This is a genomic window from Pseudomonas sp. NCHU5216 (genome assembly GCF_052156495.1).
Classification (GTDB): Bacteria; Pseudomonadota; Gammaproteobacteria; order Pseudomonadales; family Pseudomonadaceae; genus Aquipseudomonas.
The window spans coordinates 153,995-169,949 of the sequence record NZ_JBQLIX010000002.1 but is presented as its reverse complement, the minus strand read 5'-3'; the positions used below and the strand labels follow the sequence as shown (position 1 = coordinate 169,949).

General features: G+C 56.4%; 15 protein-coding genes. 10 read left to right on the top strand and 5 right to left on the bottom strand.

What is annotated here, in order from left to right; translation table 11 throughout:
• Positions 1–191 precede the first annotated feature (191 nt).
• Together ACSVIK_RS02550 and ACSVIK_RS02545 are read left to right on the top strand one after the other, a co-directional pair.
• Complete coding sequence (locus ACSVIK_RS02550; protein ID WP_442442809.1) at positions 192–1,421, top strand: tyrosine-type recombinase/integrase; 1,230 nt, start codon at positions 192–194, stop codon at positions 1,419–1,421.
• Between the two features lie 68 nt (positions 1,422–1,489).
• Positions 1,490–2,392 (top strand): hypothetical protein, encoded by a 903-nt coding sequence (locus tag ACSVIK_RS02545; RefSeq protein ID WP_442442808.1) that lies wholly within the window; start codon positions 1,490–1,492, stop codon positions 2,390–2,392.
• A 91-nt stretch (positions 2,393–2,483) separates the two neighbouring features.
• Here ACSVIK_RS02545 and ACSVIK_RS02540 read toward each other — a convergent pair whose 3' ends face one another.
• The gene (locus ACSVIK_RS02540; RefSeq protein WP_442442807.1) at positions 2,484–3,482 is read right to left on the bottom strand and encodes a DNA-binding protein; all 999 of its coding nucleotides are present in this window, start codon (positions 3,480–3,482) and stop codon (positions 2,484–2,486) included.
• Positions 3,483–3,660: 178 nt separating this feature from the next.
• On the opposite strand from ACSVIK_RS02540, the gene ACSVIK_RS02535 reads away from it, so the two are divergent.
• The gene (locus ACSVIK_RS02535; protein WP_442442806.1) at positions 3,661–4,629 is read left to right on the top strand and encodes a site-specific integrase; all 969 of its coding nucleotides are present in this window, start codon (positions 3,661–3,663) and stop codon (positions 4,627–4,629) included.
• A gap of 54 nt (positions 4,630–4,683) precedes the next feature.
• Complete coding sequence (locus ACSVIK_RS02530) at positions 4,684–5,316, top strand: uracil-DNA glycosylase (protein ID WP_442442805.1); 633 nt, start codon at positions 4,684–4,686, stop codon at positions 5,314–5,316.
• 92 nt (positions 5,317–5,408) lie between these two features.
• On the opposite strand, the gene ACSVIK_RS02525 is transcribed toward ACSVIK_RS02530, so the two are convergent.
• Genes ACSVIK_RS02525 through ACSVIK_RS02515 form a run of 3 tightly spaced genes read right to left on the bottom strand, consistent with a single transcriptional unit; the run spans position 5,409 to position 9,359 of the window.
• Entirely contained in the window at positions 5,409–6,743 is a 1,335-nt protein-coding gene (locus tag ACSVIK_RS02525; protein WP_442442804.1) for a hypothetical protein, read from the bottom strand.
• A 4-nt stretch (positions 6,744–6,747) separates the two neighbouring features.
• Entirely contained in the window at positions 6,748–8,193 is a 1,446-nt protein-coding gene (locus tag ACSVIK_RS02520) for a DUF6384 family protein (protein WP_442442803.1), read from the bottom strand.
• The gene (locus ACSVIK_RS02515) at positions 8,193–9,359 is read right to left on the bottom strand and encodes a merozoite surface protein 3b (RefSeq protein WP_442442802.1); all 1,167 of its coding nucleotides are present in this window, start codon (positions 9,357–9,359) and stop codon (positions 8,193–8,195) included. The genes ACSVIK_RS02520 and ACSVIK_RS02515 overlap by 1 nt, the downstream gene beginning before the upstream one ends.
• 194 nt (positions 9,360–9,553) lie before the next feature.
• Between ACSVIK_RS02515 and ACSVIK_RS02510 the strand changes: the two genes are divergently transcribed.
• From ACSVIK_RS02510 to ACSVIK_RS02490, 5 genes are all read left to right on the top strand, one after another.
• Entirely contained in the window at positions 9,554–10,066 is a 513-nt protein-coding gene (locus ACSVIK_RS02510) for a hypothetical protein (protein ID WP_442442801.1), read from the top strand.
• A 97-nt stretch (positions 10,067–10,163) separates the two neighbouring features.
• On the top strand, positions 10,164–11,012 hold the full coding sequence (locus ACSVIK_RS02505; protein ID WP_442442800.1) for a M48 family metallopeptidase: 849 nt from the start codon (positions 10,164–10,166) through the stop codon (positions 11,010–11,012).
• Between the two features lie 233 nt (positions 11,013–11,245).
• Positions 11,246–12,214: a hypothetical protein gene (locus ACSVIK_RS02500; RefSeq protein ID WP_442442799.1), complete on the top strand. Its 969-nt coding sequence runs from the start codon at positions 11,246–11,248 to the stop codon at positions 12,212–12,214.
• Position 12,215: 1 nt separating this feature from the next.
• The gene (locus tag ACSVIK_RS02495; protein ID WP_442442798.1) at positions 12,216–12,773 is read left to right on the top strand and encodes a hypothetical protein; all 558 of its coding nucleotides are present in this window, start codon (positions 12,216–12,218) and stop codon (positions 12,771–12,773) included.
• A gap of 214 nt (positions 12,774–12,987) precedes the next feature.
• Positions 12,988–13,719: a TonB family protein gene (locus ACSVIK_RS02490; RefSeq protein WP_442442797.1), complete on the top strand. Its 732-nt coding sequence runs from the start codon at positions 12,988–12,990 to the stop codon at positions 13,717–13,719.
• A gap of 63 nt (positions 13,720–13,782) precedes the next feature.
• Here the strand turns inward: ACSVIK_RS02490 and ACSVIK_RS02485 are convergent, their stop codons facing one another.
• Positions 13,783–14,481: an ERCC4 domain-containing protein gene (locus ACSVIK_RS02485; protein ID WP_442442796.1), complete on the bottom strand. Its 699-nt coding sequence runs from the start codon at positions 14,479–14,481 to the stop codon at positions 13,783–13,785.
• 154 nt (positions 14,482–14,635) lie between these two features.
• Between ACSVIK_RS02485 and ACSVIK_RS02480 the strand changes: the two genes are divergently transcribed.
• Complete coding sequence (locus tag ACSVIK_RS02480) at positions 14,636–15,394, top strand: TonB family protein (RefSeq protein ID WP_442442795.1); 759 nt, start codon at positions 14,636–14,638, stop codon at positions 15,392–15,394.
• Positions 15,395–15,955: the final 561 nt, after the last annotated feature.

Here is a 15,955-nt window from a genome sequence, read left to right as displayed (position 1 = left end):
TCTAGAAGAGCTTGGAAACTTCCGGGCCTCGCCAATCTGGTTGAAACAACCCAAACCTGCTGCAGCAAATGACGCCGTTATTGCTGTTCAAAACACCAGGGCCGGGTAACCTTAGGCACATCAACCTCAGAGTCCAAGCCAAGCCGAGGTCGGCTTATCTTCGCTTGGCGAATGCCTGGAGACAGTTCGCATTGAAGACGATAGCTATCCAGCCAAGACCACTCTTCGGGAAGATCGTTTCAGATGGGAGTGCTGCAGACGAGGAACACATCGGTGCGGTGGTCGCAGCTTACCTAGAGAGCTTTCCACGTGAAATTGACGTGTCCGGTGACCATGCGATAGCCAGTGAATTTGTAAAGCGCTACTCGCATAACGCCTCTACTTTGCGCACCTACCGTACTTTCGTCGAGAGACTGCTCCTATGGAGTTGGATCATTCGTGGGCGATCGATCCTGGATCTTTCCCTGCAGGACGCTGAGGACTTTGTCCGCTTCAACAAGACGCCGGCGTCTGAGTGGATCGGGCCAACTACGAACAGGCGTTTCGTGCTGGATGGGGGTGCGATGACCTTCAACAGCGCCTGGCGACCCTTCAGTGAGCAGAGATCAGGTGCTGCCGGCGTTTACACGGTGCAGCGCACGACACTGGAGTTGATCATTTCCACCTGCCACGCGTTCTACGAGCATGTCGCCGACATGGGGCATGAGGTTCGAAACCCATTCTCGATAAAGCAGCGAAGCAGGCTGACAGGCCAGAAGCCGCAACAACGATCCAGCAAGTCCCTCACCCAGCTTGAGTGGGACTACCTCCTGGATGTGGCCCGCGAGATGGCTGATTCAGACCCCAAATACGAGCGAAGCCTTTTCATCGTCGTCGCCCTCTTCTCGATGTATCTCCGGATTGGTGATCTGGCTGGGAGTGACGCCTGGCAGCCAACAATGGGCTCCTTCTTCAAGCGGAAGAATTGCTGGTGGTTTGCTGCGTGTGGCAAGGGTGGTGTCCAGGCAGAGATATCAGTGAAGCCTGACTTCCTGGAATACCTGAAACGTTATCGGGAGAGCCGTAACCTCACACCGCTGCCGGCCTCTGGAGAGAACACCCCCCTCCTCACTACCAATAGTGGTCGGCCAGGACTATCGGCGCGGCAGATTCGTTCGTTGGTGCAGGAGGTGTTTGATCGGGCCATCCAGAAGATGCTGTCAGAGGGGCGCACTCAAGATGAGTGTGATCAGCTGAAGAGCGCCACAGTGCATTGGCTCAGACACACGGGCGCGACGTTTGATGCTGAGTTTCGGCCGGTGAAGCACCTGCAGATGGATCTCCGCCACGCAAGCCTTCAGACCACCACCGACATCTATTACAACTCGATCGACGAAGAGCGTGCCGCCAGTAACAGTGGCCTTGGCATCAGGCGGGGGTAAGGCGAAGCAGTCTGCATGGCCGCCGATGAGTACAATGCTCCATCAGATCAAATGTTGGAGCAGGGTCTATGGGTGAAGCAAGACGACGCAAACTGCAGGCTGCAAGGGACGCAGCGTCCGCGCCTTCTGGCACAACTCCTTGGCCGTTAAGCAATCCCGACATTCTGCGAGAGCTGGAAATTTGGTTCTCCCGCAACGGAATTGATGCGACCCGTCCCGGTATCCACGACACGCCTGAGTTTCTGCATGCGGAAGCTCGATATCCTGATGCTCTGAACAAGGTTGCCCGTCTCGTAGAGGCGAGAATGTACACCGAAGAGGAACTCGCCCGGGCCGAGCGGATGATACTTGTCGCATCCGAGGCCGTGTCCAAGCGAGTTGCTCAAGATGGGCGACCTGGCCTGTGTGTCGTGGCGTCAGGCGTGTTATCACGCATGCTCGACGAGCTCCAGGTTTGGAACTACACGGCGAAGAGCAACCTGACAGTCACCTTCCCCTCTGCTATCTCACGATCGCCGCGGTACTTCTACTCAGTCGACTCAGGGGACTTTACGGCCGCGCATGCGGTTGTCGTCGCCCCGCCCTTCGTTGTCGTCGACGTCACGGTGCGCTACCAGGCCTACGATACGGCAGCGATGGGAAGATCTCTGCCGTCGATCGCTAGCACGAAAGAGTTCAAGCCCTATCGGGTGACAGCCGATCAACTCATGTCGCCCGAGTTCAGGTCACGTCTGCAGATGCGCAAGCTGAGTCCAGACGCATATCTTCAACAGCATAAGCCGGCGATGCTCGAGCTCATGAGTCACTTACCTTCCCGCCAGGTTACGCTTGAAAACGGTAGCCTTGGCTACGGGATCGTTGCTGTCACTGGATATCAGGAGCGTCTGTGCGAAATGCAGGGGGAGTTCATCAACATCGATGGTCTCACGCCGCTGCAGATCTTCGAGCAGGACGTTCTGCCAAGGCTTTGATCTAGAGTTGCGGCCGGAATATTTCACCCGGCCTGCTGGGCTGCATGGATACTCTGGGCCGGGAATACATGCTCGCGTCGCTGGTGGGGTTTCATGCGGTTGGCGCGCTGTTTTCTTTTGCTGAGCTCAATCCAAGTAGCTTCAACTGAGCTGTGGCTTCGATCAGCCGCTCCTGCAACTCCTGCGCATGTTGTGTCTTGATAGTGACGGATTCGTTCAGTCGGGACACATCCTCCTGCAATACGCGACACCGTTCTTCAAGAGCCTCACTCGATCGGCCGGCGTTGATGAGCTCGTTCTGCAGACCCTCCGCTGCTTGCGTCTTTTGATCGAGTAGCTGTTGCTGCGCATGTTGCTCTTTTTGTAACTGCCGAGCTTCGGCAAGAAGGCGCGCATTGTCGCGATTCAATTGGGTCAACTCGTCCTGCTTGATGATTAAGGTCTGCTGCAGTTGCCGCATTTCCAGTTGCAGCTGCTGAACCTGCGACTCGTGTCGACGTTGTTCCTGCTCTCGCTGCTCTTTGCTGGCTTGGCGATAGTGCTCCAAGGCGTCACGTGCGTGCTGATGCTTCTCTTCCAGCGAACGGATATGCGCGTCGCGGTCCTGCAGGCGAGTTTCCTGGTCGCTCTCTGCCTGTCGCAGTCGCGCGACCTCGACTTCAGCCAACTGACGTAAGTGTTGCTCCTGCAGCAGCCCCTGCTCAGCAACCTTCAGCTGCTCGGTGAGTCCGGCCTCTTTGCTTTCTAACTGCTGGTTGCGGATTTCAAGTTGGTGAATTTTCTCTTGGTAGCCGCGGCGCTCCTGGGCCAATTGTTCGCGTTCCTTGGCCACAGACTCGCGGGCTTCGTCCTGCAGTTGAGCTGCCATTTGAGCGACAAGGCTGGCCAGTTGATCACTGAATTGTGCCGGTGCTGCGGGTAGGGTGTGGTCTGCGTCTTCTAGCTCTTTGAGATAGCGGTGAATTGTGGATCGCGAGCCGGTATTTCCCAGCTCGACCCGTACTGCGTCGATGCTCGGATTCTCGCCGCGAGCCAGAATGCTCTGACGGGCTTTGTGAACGAGGGCCTTGTTGATGCCTCCGCGGGCCATACCTGCTCCTACTATTTCGTACTGTGATACATACCATGTATATACATGGTACAAATCAAGAAATCAAAGCCACATTTACCGTTTCGACTTAGATACAATAATGGAGTGTTATTCAATGCGTTCGGCGCAACCGGTCGCTTAGCCGCCGTTTTCCAGTACACAGAGGGCATTTCGGGCGATGAAAGACATCGATCGCTATCTGCAGGCCGGCACGCGGGAGAACACTCGTCGGAGCTATCAGTCAGCCATCGACCACTTCGAGGTGACCTGGGGTGGCTTTCTTCCTGCCACGAGCGACAGCATCGTGCGATACCTGGTGGACTACGCGGACACGCTAAGCAGCAGCACGCTCAAACAGCGCCTGGCCGCACTGGCACAGTGGCACATCACTCAAGGGTTTCCTGATCCGACCAAGACACCTGTAGTGCGACAGGTGCTCAAAGGCATCCGCACCTTGCACCCGGCGCAGACGAAACAGGCAGCACCATTGCAGTTGCAGCATCTTGAGTTAGCTACTCAATGGCTGGGGCAGGAAGCTGAACAGGCCAAGCAGTCCAACGATCTTGCAAGTCTGCTGCGAAGCCGGCGTGACGCTGCGCTAATACTGATCGGCTTCTGGCGGGGATTTCGCAGTGACGAACTGTGTCGTCTGCAGGTCGAGCATATACAGGCCGAAGTTGGCGTCGGCATGCGCCTGTTCCTGCCACAAAGTAAGAGCGATCGTGAAAACCTCGGTACAACTCATTATGTGCCAGCGCTGAAGCGCCTATGCCCAGTGCAGGCCTATGACGACTGGATCAGTACCGCCGGCATTGTCCGAGGCGCGGTGTTCTGTCGCCTGGATCGTTGGGGGAACTTGGGTGAAGAAGCACTTCACCCAGGCAGTCTGATCAGCTTGCTGCGCAATATCCTGCAGCGCGCTGGTATTTCGGCCGAGATGTACACCAGCCATTCTTTACGCCGCGGCTTCGCCACCTGGGCCACCGCCAATGGTTGGGACCTCAAGGCTCTGATGAGCTATGTAGGCTGGAAGGACATCAAGTCCGCAATGCGCTACATCGATCCAGCCATATCCTTTGGCGGTCTAGCAGCTAAATCTGTTCTACAGAGTCCAAGCGAAGTTCTGCAGATTACGAAACCTGACTAAGCAAACCAGTCCTGGTACCAGGCGTTGCTGTCCATACGATGTAGGGGATGTGAAGTGAACTTAGATCTTGCCCGGGCCCTGGTTGCAACTCTACCGGTAGGACTGCCAAACCTCTTCAACCCTTGGCGAGAAGCATGCTCAGATGACACGGAATTCAACACTCCAGAGATCCGCATCGCTCGCCTGGCTGAACACCTCGACTGCCGGCCGCGGATGATTCTCTGTGGCGAGGCACCAGGTCACCTGGGCTGCAGATCATCAGGAGTTGCATTCACCTGCGAAGAGCAGCTACTTGCTGGTGCTATTCCGAGGGTAAGCCGGCCTGATGGGCGGCTCTCGACTGCACCGAAGCCACTACGGGAACAGAGCGCCCGGGTGGTATGGTCGGCGTTATACAAGCACGGGCTTGAGAACGAGGTTGTGCTGTGGAATGCGCTACAAGCTCACCCACATGCACCAGGTGCACCATTCACAAATCGAACCCCGACGGGTGCAGAGTTCAACCATGGCAAGCCAGCCATCGGGCTATTGCGGGAGGCATTTCCTGACGCTGTCTTTGTTGCGATCGGGAGGAAGGCTGAAGCGCTGCTGGCCGAGGCCGGGCTAAAGGATGTCAGTGCGGTTCGACACCCTGCTCGAGGTGGTGAGAAGCTGTTTAACAGTGGGCTTGCAGAACTAGCTAGGTGATTTGCCAGCGAGGCAGATCGAACGTTGACCTCGATCTGCATCTCTAGCGGATGCCTACAGCGCTGTAGGCATCCGGTGATTCGATGACGCCTTCAAAAGCTATCTGTTGTACTGAAACTCCCACCACCAATCGAATCTGAGCTTGAGAACGAGCCGCCCCCGCCGAATCCGATATCGAAACCGCCACGATCGTCATCATCGTCGTTGCGGTACGAGACATGGCGGTCAACCTCTCTGGCGCTACGAACCCGTTCCTCTACCCGTGAGCTTGAAAGCTCACCGGCCATGTAGCCGATGATCAGAGAACTCAGATCCAAGTCGTCGCGGTAGCGGGTACCAGACCTGGTGTAGTTAGAGTCACGCAGGTTGCGCTCAAGCTTCTTTGCGCGCTCGTACGAACTGGTTGCTTCCTCCAGCTCTGCCTCAAGACGCGGCAACTCTTTCCGATGATTCTCCAACTGCAGGTTCAGGCTGCGAAGCTGGGTTGCAGCAGTATCGTCGCGCGTCGACGCAGAGCGAGCGACCAGATCCTGGATGTCCCCATAGGACATAACTTTCATCGAGCGCATGAGGATTTCGTGTGCGCGTTGAGAGTGTGAGTCACGGCCGGCAGCAAAATCGCTGAGGCGCCGGTGCATCACATTCGCAGATTGCTTGCTGTCATTGATCTTGGCGCGGATGGCGTCGAGACGACCTTGTTGGCCATGCACGCCGGCGGCGGACATGGCTGCGTCAACGCGGCGGCTCAGAGCCGCGGCTGCTTCCTCAAAGTCAGCCTTCAGCTGCCTGGCCCGTTCATCGACACCAGTCAGCATAGCGCTGAGCATGGCGTAGTTGCTCGCATTGCTCAGGTAGTTCGTTTTCTCAGCCAGCCAGCGCTCCAAGCTTCGAATGAGGAAGCGGCTGCGGTATTCGTCGGTACCGTATTTGACGGAGCTCAGGTAACTGAAAACAGGCTGGTTGTACCCATCAAGCTTGCCGGCGCATTCTGACTTGATCTCGACGCGTGACTGCTCATGACGGCGAGCCAGGTCAGCAGCTTGCATCTTCCGGTCTACCAGCTGCAGGTAGGCCTCATCGCCGGCCAGGGCCTGGTTGACCTGCCCAACAAGCGTTTCCACATCGGCCGTGAGCGCACGCTCCATCTCATTCAGATTGCTGATGGAGATCTCGGTGCTTGATAGCTCGTCACGCAGCCGACTTTCTGCGTCGCGGCGTTGGTTCATCTCGCTGTGTACTTCACTGGTGCACTGGCCAGGATTCTCCAGCTGCACAGAAGCGATCTCGCTCAGGCAGCTGAGTACGCGTTGCTCCAGGGCGATGCCCAGCTCGCGGGCAGTCGAAAGTGCTCTCTCTGCTTTCCGGACAGACGCTTCACGTTCACGACTGTTTCGTTGCAAGGCATCAGTAATTGTCGAGGGATTCATGCTGTCACCAACTCATAAGGGTGTCAGGGCGAGCACTGAGAGTGCGCGGGGTCCAGTCAATGGTCAGGGATTTTGCCGGCTTGGTACCCATGTGCCGGTTATCGATATGGCCATCCTGCTGCTTATCCTCTTTGAGCCGCTGGTACTCAGCCTCCGATATCCGAACCCCGAAGGTTTGGACAACAGCTTTCTTGTCCGTCTCAACGTCAAGAATCGGCACTTTGATCACGTTCCCCGAAGCATCTGTAGCCTCGACAATGGCAAACCAGGCTCGGCCTGAAACGCCTCGTTCACGGTAGGTGCGCTCAACGCCGGATCGCTCACTAGAGCGACTGACCACATCGATAGAGAGCGCCTGCTGTGCAAAGGCGACGGATGCAGACAAGGCTTCCAAATCAGCCTCGGCCGATGCGAGGTCTTGCCGGCCAATCGACTGCTCAGCCAGATCAAGGCGAGCGTTTATCAACGAGGCATCAGATGCCGGCAGTCCAATCGAGGCGTATGTAGCCCTCAGCGAGGCTACTTTCTCCGTCAAGACATCACGTGGCAGGAGTTGCCCAATCGAGTACTCGAGACGATCAACAGCGGCCTGGGCCGCTCGCCCACCATCCTGATCGGCAGTTTCCAGCGCCATGCTTGCTGCTTTAGCAAGTGGCTGCAGGTCAGGGTACCGCGCGGCCCCGGTGATGTAGCTGGGGGCACTGGTTGTCTGCTGAAGGTTGCTGGCGATCTGGATTATCGCGGAGAGGGTCTTGATCGACTCTCGATTGCGTTGAAGGGCGCTTTTGGCGTCGTAGAAGGTCCCGTTGCTAGCCTCAAGCGTGCGTTCGACCTCTTCGTAATTGCCGGTGTTGATCTTGTCCGGGATGGCCATATCGTTCAGCTGGTCGAGAAGACGACCGGCTGACTCAAGGTTCGCAGTGATACTGGCGGACAGTCGTGCAACCGAGGCGTACTGAGCAGCAGCACTACTTGGTTGAGTGGAGCTGAGCAATTCGCGCTGACGGCTGGCCTCATTGTGCAGGTCCTGAACGCCCTCGGCAGCCTTCCTCACCGTACTTTTGACAGTGCTGACCTCGTACCGGGTATAGAGCCCGGATGTTGCGGCCGTAGCAGCCCAGCCGAGCCCAATACACAGCACGCCGACTGCGCAGCGCTTGAAGTAGGCTTTGCGGTTCACAAGGAATCGCAATGCCAACCGGGCACCGAACCCCAATGGCGCTGGCTGCTCGTAGATCAACCGAGTAGCGAAGAACTGCCTTACGCCACGTTCGATGATCTCATCACTGGCCGTGATCCCAGTCTTTTCGTAGTAGTCGCGAATTTTTCGAGCGACCTCCTCCCGGCGCCGGGGAAGGTCCAGCTGCTCATTGACCAGAAGCTGGCGATGTCGAAGATCATCGACAATCGCCATAGCCCCCATCTGTTCATGCAGGGTGATGTCCTTCATTAGCCCGCCTTGGCCACGATGGCGGCGAATGCGCGCTCATTGGCGATGGTCGCAGATTCGATCTCGTTAACGGTGCTGGTGGCGGACTCACGGGCAGAACGGATCAGTCCGACCATGTCGCTTTGCAGCTGAACGACAGCTTCACCGAGCATTTTGACAGGATGAGCGCTGAGTGCCGCGCCGTAGCCTGCGCTGATAGCGTCACGTACGGCTACCTGGGAGGTCGTTGCGAGAGACTCGATTGCTGCTTCGGTACCGGCCTTCTGTGCTTCCAGAACCTTAGTTGCAGCGGCAAGGCCGTTGCCTGCAGTGAAGGCCACCGAAAGAGCAGTGAGCACGCTTTCTTGCCCGGCGAAGAAAGAGATCATGCGGGCGTGAAGGCGGTCTTTTGCAGTGGCGACCTGCTCGAGGTGGGCCATGATGACGCGCGTGGTGCTCTGCCCAACCTTGAGGTCTTCAGAGATGTCCTTGCAGATCTGGTAGGACTTGTCCTCCACCTGGTAGGCACGCAGCGCTTCTTGAGCCACAAGCTCCAGCTGGGCGATGGCTACACCGTTCTGACCAGAGGCCTGGGCTGCTTCCAGGGCCTTGTTTGCATCGTCCAAGGCCGCACGACGACTGTCGAGTTGCGCTGTCGCGATCTGCAGCAGCTCTTCAGCAGCGACCTTTACCTGCCCCATGGCGAGATCGAAATCCTGATAAGCAGTTCGGATCACTTGCTCCCGTTCGATTTCTTTACCTACCGTGGTAGTCGCCTGCAGGTAGTTGAGTCGGATAGTGTCGAATCGCTCCGGGATAGACCCCCGGCGCAGCTTCATGAACCCGATGGCCAGTTTCTCCTTCCAGTCGAGTTGGCCATCAGCGACGTAGCCCGCCATCTTCTTTGCGTCTTCGCCGATCGAGCCGAAGGAATCAGTGATCGCCTGGTAGTGGCGACTGACATCCAGGCCGCCGAGTTGCTCGCGAACGGTCTTATGGAACGCAGAGCTTTGCTGCATGGCAATCGCGATCTGTGTGACCTTGGTTTCGTCGTACTGACGCAGCTTTTCAAGCAGGGCCAGAACGGGCGCCGGCTCAGCTTTGCGGTCAAAGTTGATGCCGATCGCGCTGAGCGCGGCGGTAGCGCGCTCCAGGTAGTTGATAGTGATCTGCTGCTGTTGCGCCATTTGGGGTGTCCTCTACGAAGTGGAGTGGCGTTAGAGGTGGCCAATATAACGACGTCGCAGGGGGTGACCAGTCAAAATGAAGGCCGCAATTTCAGTAGTAGAAGGCTTCCGCTGCACTTCCTCCCACCAGTTCTGGTTGCAAGCTCAGCTCGGGTTTGTACGCTGTAACACCGGCCGATTACGGAATGACCTGCATGCTTCCTCGATTCCGCTCCATCTCGATCATGAGCTTTTCCCCGATCAAAGGGGTGCGTAGAGCAGTCTCAACCACCCAAGCAATGCTGGATCTCATTGATCGCAAGGGACACGAATACCGTGACCAGGTTGAGCAACTGACAAAACTGACCCGCCAGCCTGACACTCAGCTTCGGTTAGTTTTCGGCCTGTGGGCGATCGATCAGGCACCGAGCAAAGACCTCGCGGAGATGGTTCCACTGGAGCTGATGATTCTGCATCGAGCCCGGGAGCTATCTGCATGGGAGCAGATCAAACAGGCGCCGGCGCTGAATATCGTGCTTCTGGATTGGCCGGTGCCTGACAGCTACGAGACCCGCATATTCTTGGTTGGAGCTGATGATTCGATGCCGGTTGAATCACTCCCGTACTTCTATGAAGCCCGCCGTGATGAAGCCGCTAAAGCTGGGCGAATTTCTATGCCGGCAATCTCAACTCCGGCCTGGGAAGCTAAAGGCTCCAGTGCCCAGTAGTGGCCAACTCTTGATGAGGCGTTATCTGTTCTTTTGAAGTTCTGTGCCGACAGCTCACTGTCGGCCAGCCGATAGCGGCTCAGGTGCGGAGTGTGTGATGAAGACAAACCTTAACGTTGGCTTGCTGATCGGGCTGCTACTCATGGTTGGCGGCTGTACTGGGATTCAAACAACTCAACCAGGGGTCGTCGGAGTTGACCGAACCCAGTACATGTTCGATCCCCTCCCAGCCCGGGAGCTGAATGGCTCGTATGCGATTGCCTACCGCAACGCCATACGCAGCGCTGAAAAGCAGGGCAAGCTGGTAACCGAAACCCCGGCCGGGCAACGAGTCATGCGTATTGCCGGCGATCTAGTCGCGCAGGTTCCGGCGTTTCGGCCAGGCGCTGAGCGCTGGGGTTGGTTTGTGAATCTTATCGACGTCGACATGGTGAATGCCAACTGTGGCCCGGGCGGGAAGATCATCGTTTATACCGGCCTTCTGAACAGACTGAGGCTGACTGACGATGAACTGGCGATTGTTCTGTCGCACGAGATCGCGCATGGAATCCGAGAGCATTCTCGAGAGCAGCTCTCGAGCAAGGCTGGATTTGAAATTGCGGGCACGCTTGGGGCTGCAGCGCTTGGCGCAGGGTCAGTTGGGAAGACAGTCATAAGCAAGGGCTTGGATGCTGGAGTGGGCCTGGCATTTTCTCGCCGTGACGAGAGTGAAGCGGACCTTATTGGGCTGGAATTGTCCGCTAGAGCGGGATATGACCCGAGGGCGGCACTCGTGCTCTGGAGAAAAATGGCTGAAGAAGGAAATGGTAATGGCAGTGACCTCCCCCAGTTCCTCAGCACGCATCCGTCTGACGAATCGCGGAGCAAGAGAATCCAGGAGGCGCTCCCGAAGGTGCTCCCTTTGTACGATGCTGCCAGGCTAGCTGCGCTAAGGGCGCAGCAGTAGCCAGCCACTCCCTTCATCGCACTTCAAGAGGCCCGGACTAAACCGGGCCTCTGTGTATCAACGACATCCACCTTGTAGGCAAGCCGTCTGACCGGTTTGCACTTCCTTCAGCCCTAGTCTTACCTCTCTTACTGGGTGGCACTCTGCCACCTAGCCAGCACTCCAGGGATGGTGTGAAAGCCGCCTTGGTATGAAACCGGCCAGCATGGAGCTGGTATATGGAGGTGGTTCGTATGAGCGTCATCAGGTTGATGTTTGGATTGATAATTGCGGTTGTACTTTCTGGCTGTTCTTACAACGTCAAGGTCATAAATAGCTTTAAAGACAGTTCGACTAGCTTTGCTAAGAGCTATGGTGAACTTGTGACCAAGACAAACGAGTATTGCTATGAAGGTATGCGGTACCACTATTACGCAGATGACAAGTACACCGGGGAGGAAGGTGTAAAGGATCAGCTAGCAAGGTGCGATAAATATAGTGAGGGGCTAAAGAGTGTTGCGATAAGCAAGACGATCGTTAGTGGATATGCTGAAGCTCTCGCCCTTACTGTCGGAATAGATCCTGCCTACCTTGATAGTGATTTATCCAAAATGGGCGATGTCGTCAAAAAGCTTCAAGGCCGCGACGGTACTTCATTGTTCACTGATGCCGAGGTGAATCTAACTACTCTGCTTGCACAAAACCTTGCGCAGATTTACGTCAGTCATGAAGTAAAGGAAAAGACATTAAAAATCATTCGGGACAATAAATCACTTATTGCTCGGCATATCGCAATAATGACCAGTTTTGCCGATGATTATTATGCGAAGGAGAACTCATTTGTTGACGGCGCATATCAGGCTGTTGAGTCAGAGTTGGTTTTTGCGGCCGTAACACATGGTCCGACCTCCGAAAGGACTGTCTGCAAGCTCAAGGGATCAAAGCCAGACGTGTGCAAGAATGAGAAGCTACCACTTTCGTACTTCATACCCCACCGTCTTCTGCTGCACGATATCGTAGAAAAAAGGAAAGGTCTGAAATCAGGCGCCAATGCAATTAAAGAGTTGAAAACAGCGGGCTCAGCGCTTCTGGTTGCCAATGCTGAGCTTGACGACAAGTTTGAAGACCTCGATAAGGACGCAACGCTTCAGAGTATCGAAGAGTTTGCAAGCAAAGCTAAAGCTTTGGCTGACGCCGTTGATAATGTGAAGGGAGAAGAATGAGATGGCAAGTCAAACCATGGTTTCAGAATTGCAGGCAGCTCAAGCAAACCTTGCCGACACCTGCTTAGAACAAATCGCAGATATCAATGTTGCGCTTCGGACGCACCCTGAGGGTAATGAAAAGGACGCTTTAAGAGAGAAGCGCCGTCAGTTGATCAATGAATTTCGTCAGTTCCAGGAAGACCGTATTGTCATCATAGGTGCCAAGAACGCCCAAGATCTGGAAACAATCAATGCTGTCAGTAAAGATGTTCAGGAGTTCATCCGGCGAACAAAGCAGGTGGCCAAGACCATCAAGGTCGTGACGGCGTTGATCGTGTTCATTGGCGCATGCATGGCCAAGAACCCCAAGACAATCGCGGATGCAGCAGCTGCCCTCTATAAAGCGGTCAACGAGAAGATCGCCACAGAAGCCAAGAAGGGAGACAAAGCTGCAGTGGTCATGCAGCCGGTCAAGCCGCCGGCTCATATCGGAGCTCTTCTGGCGCCACCCAAGAAACCAGGTGGTAAGGCCAAGACCGCCGCGAAGAAACCGCCGAAGAAGGCGGCGAAACCCTAACAGGCGACTGTCCAACCCATCCCCGCTCCGGCGGGGATTTTTCTTCCTCGCAATCTCGCCAGGCTACCCGAGTTTGACAACGTTCCCAGGCCTACACGGCTGGATTTGGTTGCATGGTTTTGGCTCGCAGCGTTGCTTTAGGCGCGAGAGAATGTCGGCTTGTTATGCGCCAGGCCTGTCCTGGTCCTGATCATCTCCTCGAGCAGAGCCGCCAATGAACACTGCAACCTTGAGCGTGGATTCGTCCGACAGATCGACTGTCAATATCAAGCGCACCACCCTGACCGCGGTTTTGGCCATGGTCATTATTGTGCTGGCCGCCCTGACGACCATCGCCCTGTATGCGTCGCATCTTGCGCTTGATGCTGCAACGGACGTGGACAGCAAGTGGCAGGTTCAGGAGGCTCGCTTGCTCGACATCGAAGCGAAAGCCGTGCACGCAGCAAGCCTGTCGGAGAACGCGAAAGAGCAGCAGGGCACTATCCAGCAGGAGTTGCTGGCAATGCGAAAGGACGTCCAGACGATGAGCAATGCACTCGCCCAGGCCAATTCCTACAAGGCTGCCCGTGAGTCGCTGGATGCTGAGCAGGCCGCCAAGGATGCGCGCATAGCTGAGCAACAGTCAGAGCTCATGAAGCAAAACGCCGAGCTTGAACTGAAGGGCGTCGCGAACTTTGATCGTGTCGTGACTGAGCGCTTGATGCGTGTTTGGGAGCCGCCGGTTGAACTGCTCAGCGGTGAGGTTGCTCAGCTGCAGCTTACCTTCTCTCAGGATGGGGTCATCACCAACGCCGCAATCGTGAAGGGCTCTGGTGATGACGCGGTCGACAACTCTGTGTTGAAGGCCGCGTCTGATCTACGGCAGATCCCCGAGATGGTTACTGTGCACCCCGGCATCTATCAGAAGTACCTGAAGCAAAGAGTGCTGACCCTTCGTGCCGAATAGCACGCCCAGGCTTTGACTTCCCGCCATAGTTTGCGGGCCTAGCTAGGCCCGCAATCAGCCAGCTCACCGGCTCTCTACTGAGGGCGGTTCGGCAAAGAGTGATACGCCATCGTTAGCGGTTACCCCGGTAGGTAACTCCCACCTCAGCGATTGATAAAGGCGTTCAGCCTTTGATGGGCCGATTCCGTGAACTTCCTGGAGCTGGTCAGGTTCAGCGTTGACCACCGCATGCACTGAACGGAAGTGTTGAAGGAGCTTTCGGCTGGTGCTGGGGCTGACTGCCGAGAACCCTTCAAGCGCATAGAGCGCATGCCCCAACCCTGAATCGACCTTGCCCCGCCGGAATGTTGATTCAGCAGGTTTGCCCTCCTGGGCGTGCTTGGCCATCCGGAAGATCAGGGCCGCAGTACGGTGTGGTGATCGAGTGTGGAATACACTGCAGCCAAGCAGAACGGTGAGGCGACTCATGGCGCTGTCGAGCATTTCGGGCATCACGGCCTGCGAGGTGCTGTAGATATCACCGTCAACCACGAGAATCACGACCCGACCAAACTGGAGCCTGGCCTTGCTCGCTTGATTGAACAGGCGTTCCTGCAGCACTCCCTCTACAAACTCGTTCGCCGTCCGCCGCAAGACCACCGTGTCATGTGAAAGGACATAGTCGCCTACCTCCAGGTTGGCGAGCTCAATTGAGGCAGACTCTTTCAGCACCTCGGTGACGCGCGAAGAAGCCTCGCGCGCATCCACATAGATCTTGATCATCGCTTTCTTACCATCGCACCAGTAGCTCATTCACTATAACGGCGGTGCAGCTGCTGCCCATTCGAAACGCCGTAACGGAATTTGGTTGCGCCGTTTTCAGTGGCCAGCTGGCCCCAGGTCGTTACCCTATCGACCACCAACCAAGGGGGACGACATGAGTGAAAAACAGGTAGCGTTGCTGGCATCCGTAGTGGCGCTGGTGTTGGCAGCAGTCGCTGCGCTGGCGCTGGTAGTAGCCTTTGCAGCTCAGGAAGCTGCGACAAAGGCGGTAACTGACGTTCAGGTGCAAAAAGACCGTGCGGATCGGATTGAACGCCAGCTCGCCCAGCTGACCACCAATCTGATTGCGCTTGGGCCAATCCTGGAGGTGGCGACTGGTACCGGGCCGGCTAAAGCAGAGAGCGCTGAAGATCCCGCGTCGGTCCTATCGGTAGGTGCGCCTGCCACAGAGGCACCAGCGAGTGTCGGCCCCGAGGAGTCTGTGCCTGCCGAGATTGCGCCTGGTGGAGCTGAGCCGGTCAAGCCGAATGCCGATATCCACAACCAAACACCTGCTCCTCAGGTCGAGCAAGCAAGTCCAGCCGCGCCGGCGGCAGAATCACCGGCCGTGTCCAAGCCGGTCGCACAGGGAAATCTTGATGAGGTCCTTGCACAACGCATCATGGCCAACTGGCAGAAGCCGACTTCAGCAAAACCTGGGATGTCTGTAGATATCCTGATCAAGATTGGGCGTGACGGTACCGTCAACGAAGCAACCGTGGTCAAGTCGAGTGGCGATGTGCCGTTCGATAGCTCAGCTACGGACGCTATCCTGGGCGTTAAGTCGCTGCCAGAAATGTCGCAGGTAAGCGATAAAACCTACAACGAGTTGTACAAGGAGCGCCGTGTCAGCTTCGCTCCGCTTCCTGGCTGATGCCAGTTAGCCCGGGGAGCTCTTGCTTCCTGGGCTGCCTCTTGGCTGTGGCGAGTTTAATCAAACGACTCGCGAGCATTGCCCACTTGAGGTAGGCGTCTAAACGAAGACGGTACTGTTGGCCTGGCCTAGGGTGTGTTCGATCAACTGCGGCGATCGAGCAGTCAAGTGAGCATAGGTCTAGTCGGAGCGTTAGGCTTTCGCGGATACCCCGGACTCTTGCCTTTGCTGCCTCTTGATCGAGGCAGGCTAAATCGAACAGTGGAAGGTCCTGATAGCGTTGGCTCCTCAGGTTGTTAGCGTTCCACATAAGCGACGCCATCCAAGGCTCTCGCTGCCCTTCCCCACTCACATGACCACATTTACAGCTTACGACCCACCAGGTTCGGTTTCTCACTCGAGCTGTTACGTGAGGCGATTCGGGGGTGTGCCCGCAGCGGTCACAGTTGGCCAAGGCCACAAGGAACGGGTTGTGGTCACCGTAGTTAAACGCCTCGGACGGACGCCGGCGATCGGTGCTGGAGAGTTGAGTGAGGATTTCGGTACGACGTTGAATGAGTG

Coding starts and splice junctions, on each gene's coding strand:
- ACSVIK_RS02545 (WP_442442808.1), top strand. CDS start 1,490: ATGGGTGAAGCAAGACGACGCAAACTGCAGGCTGCAAGGGACGCAGCG.
- ACSVIK_RS02540 (WP_442442807.1), bottom strand. CDS start 3,482: ATGGCCCGCGGAGGCATCAACAAGGCCCTCGTTCACAAAGCCCGTCAG.
- ACSVIK_RS02535 (WP_442442806.1), top strand. CDS start 3,661: ATGAAAGACATCGATCGCTATCTGCAGGCCGGCACGCGGGAGAACACT.
- ACSVIK_RS02525 (WP_442442804.1), bottom strand. CDS start 6,743: ATGAATCCCTCGACAATTACTGATGCCTTGCAACGAAACAGTCGTGAA.
- ACSVIK_RS02520 (WP_442442803.1), bottom strand. CDS start 8,193: ATGAAGGACATCACCCTGCATGAACAGATGGGGGCTATGGCGATTGTC.
- ACSVIK_RS02515 (WP_442442802.1), bottom strand. CDS start 9,359: ATGGCGCAACAGCAGCAGATCACTATCAACTACCTGGAGCGCGCTACC.
- ACSVIK_RS02510 (WP_442442801.1), top strand. CDS start 9,554: ATGCTTCCTCGATTCCGCTCCATCTCGATCATGAGCTTTTCCCCGATC.
- ACSVIK_RS02505 (WP_442442800.1), top strand. CDS start 10,164: ATGAAGACAAACCTTAACGTTGGCTTGCTGATCGGGCTGCTACTCATG.
- ACSVIK_RS02500 (WP_442442799.1), top strand. CDS start 11,246: ATGAGCGTCATCAGGTTGATGTTTGGATTGATAATTGCGGTTGTACTT.
- ACSVIK_RS02495 (WP_442442798.1), top strand. CDS start 12,216: ATGGCAAGTCAAACCATGGTTTCAGAATTGCAGGCAGCTCAAGCAAAC.
- ACSVIK_RS02490 (WP_442442797.1), top strand. CDS start 12,988: ATGAACACTGCAACCTTGAGCGTGGATTCGTCCGACAGATCGACTGTC.
- ACSVIK_RS02485 (WP_442442796.1), bottom strand. CDS start 14,481: ATGATCAAGATCTATGTGGATGCGCGCGAGGCTTCTTCGCGCGTCACC.
- ACSVIK_RS02480 (WP_442442795.1), top strand. CDS start 14,636: ATGAGTGAAAAACAGGTAGCGTTGCTGGCATCCGTAGTGGCGCTGGTG.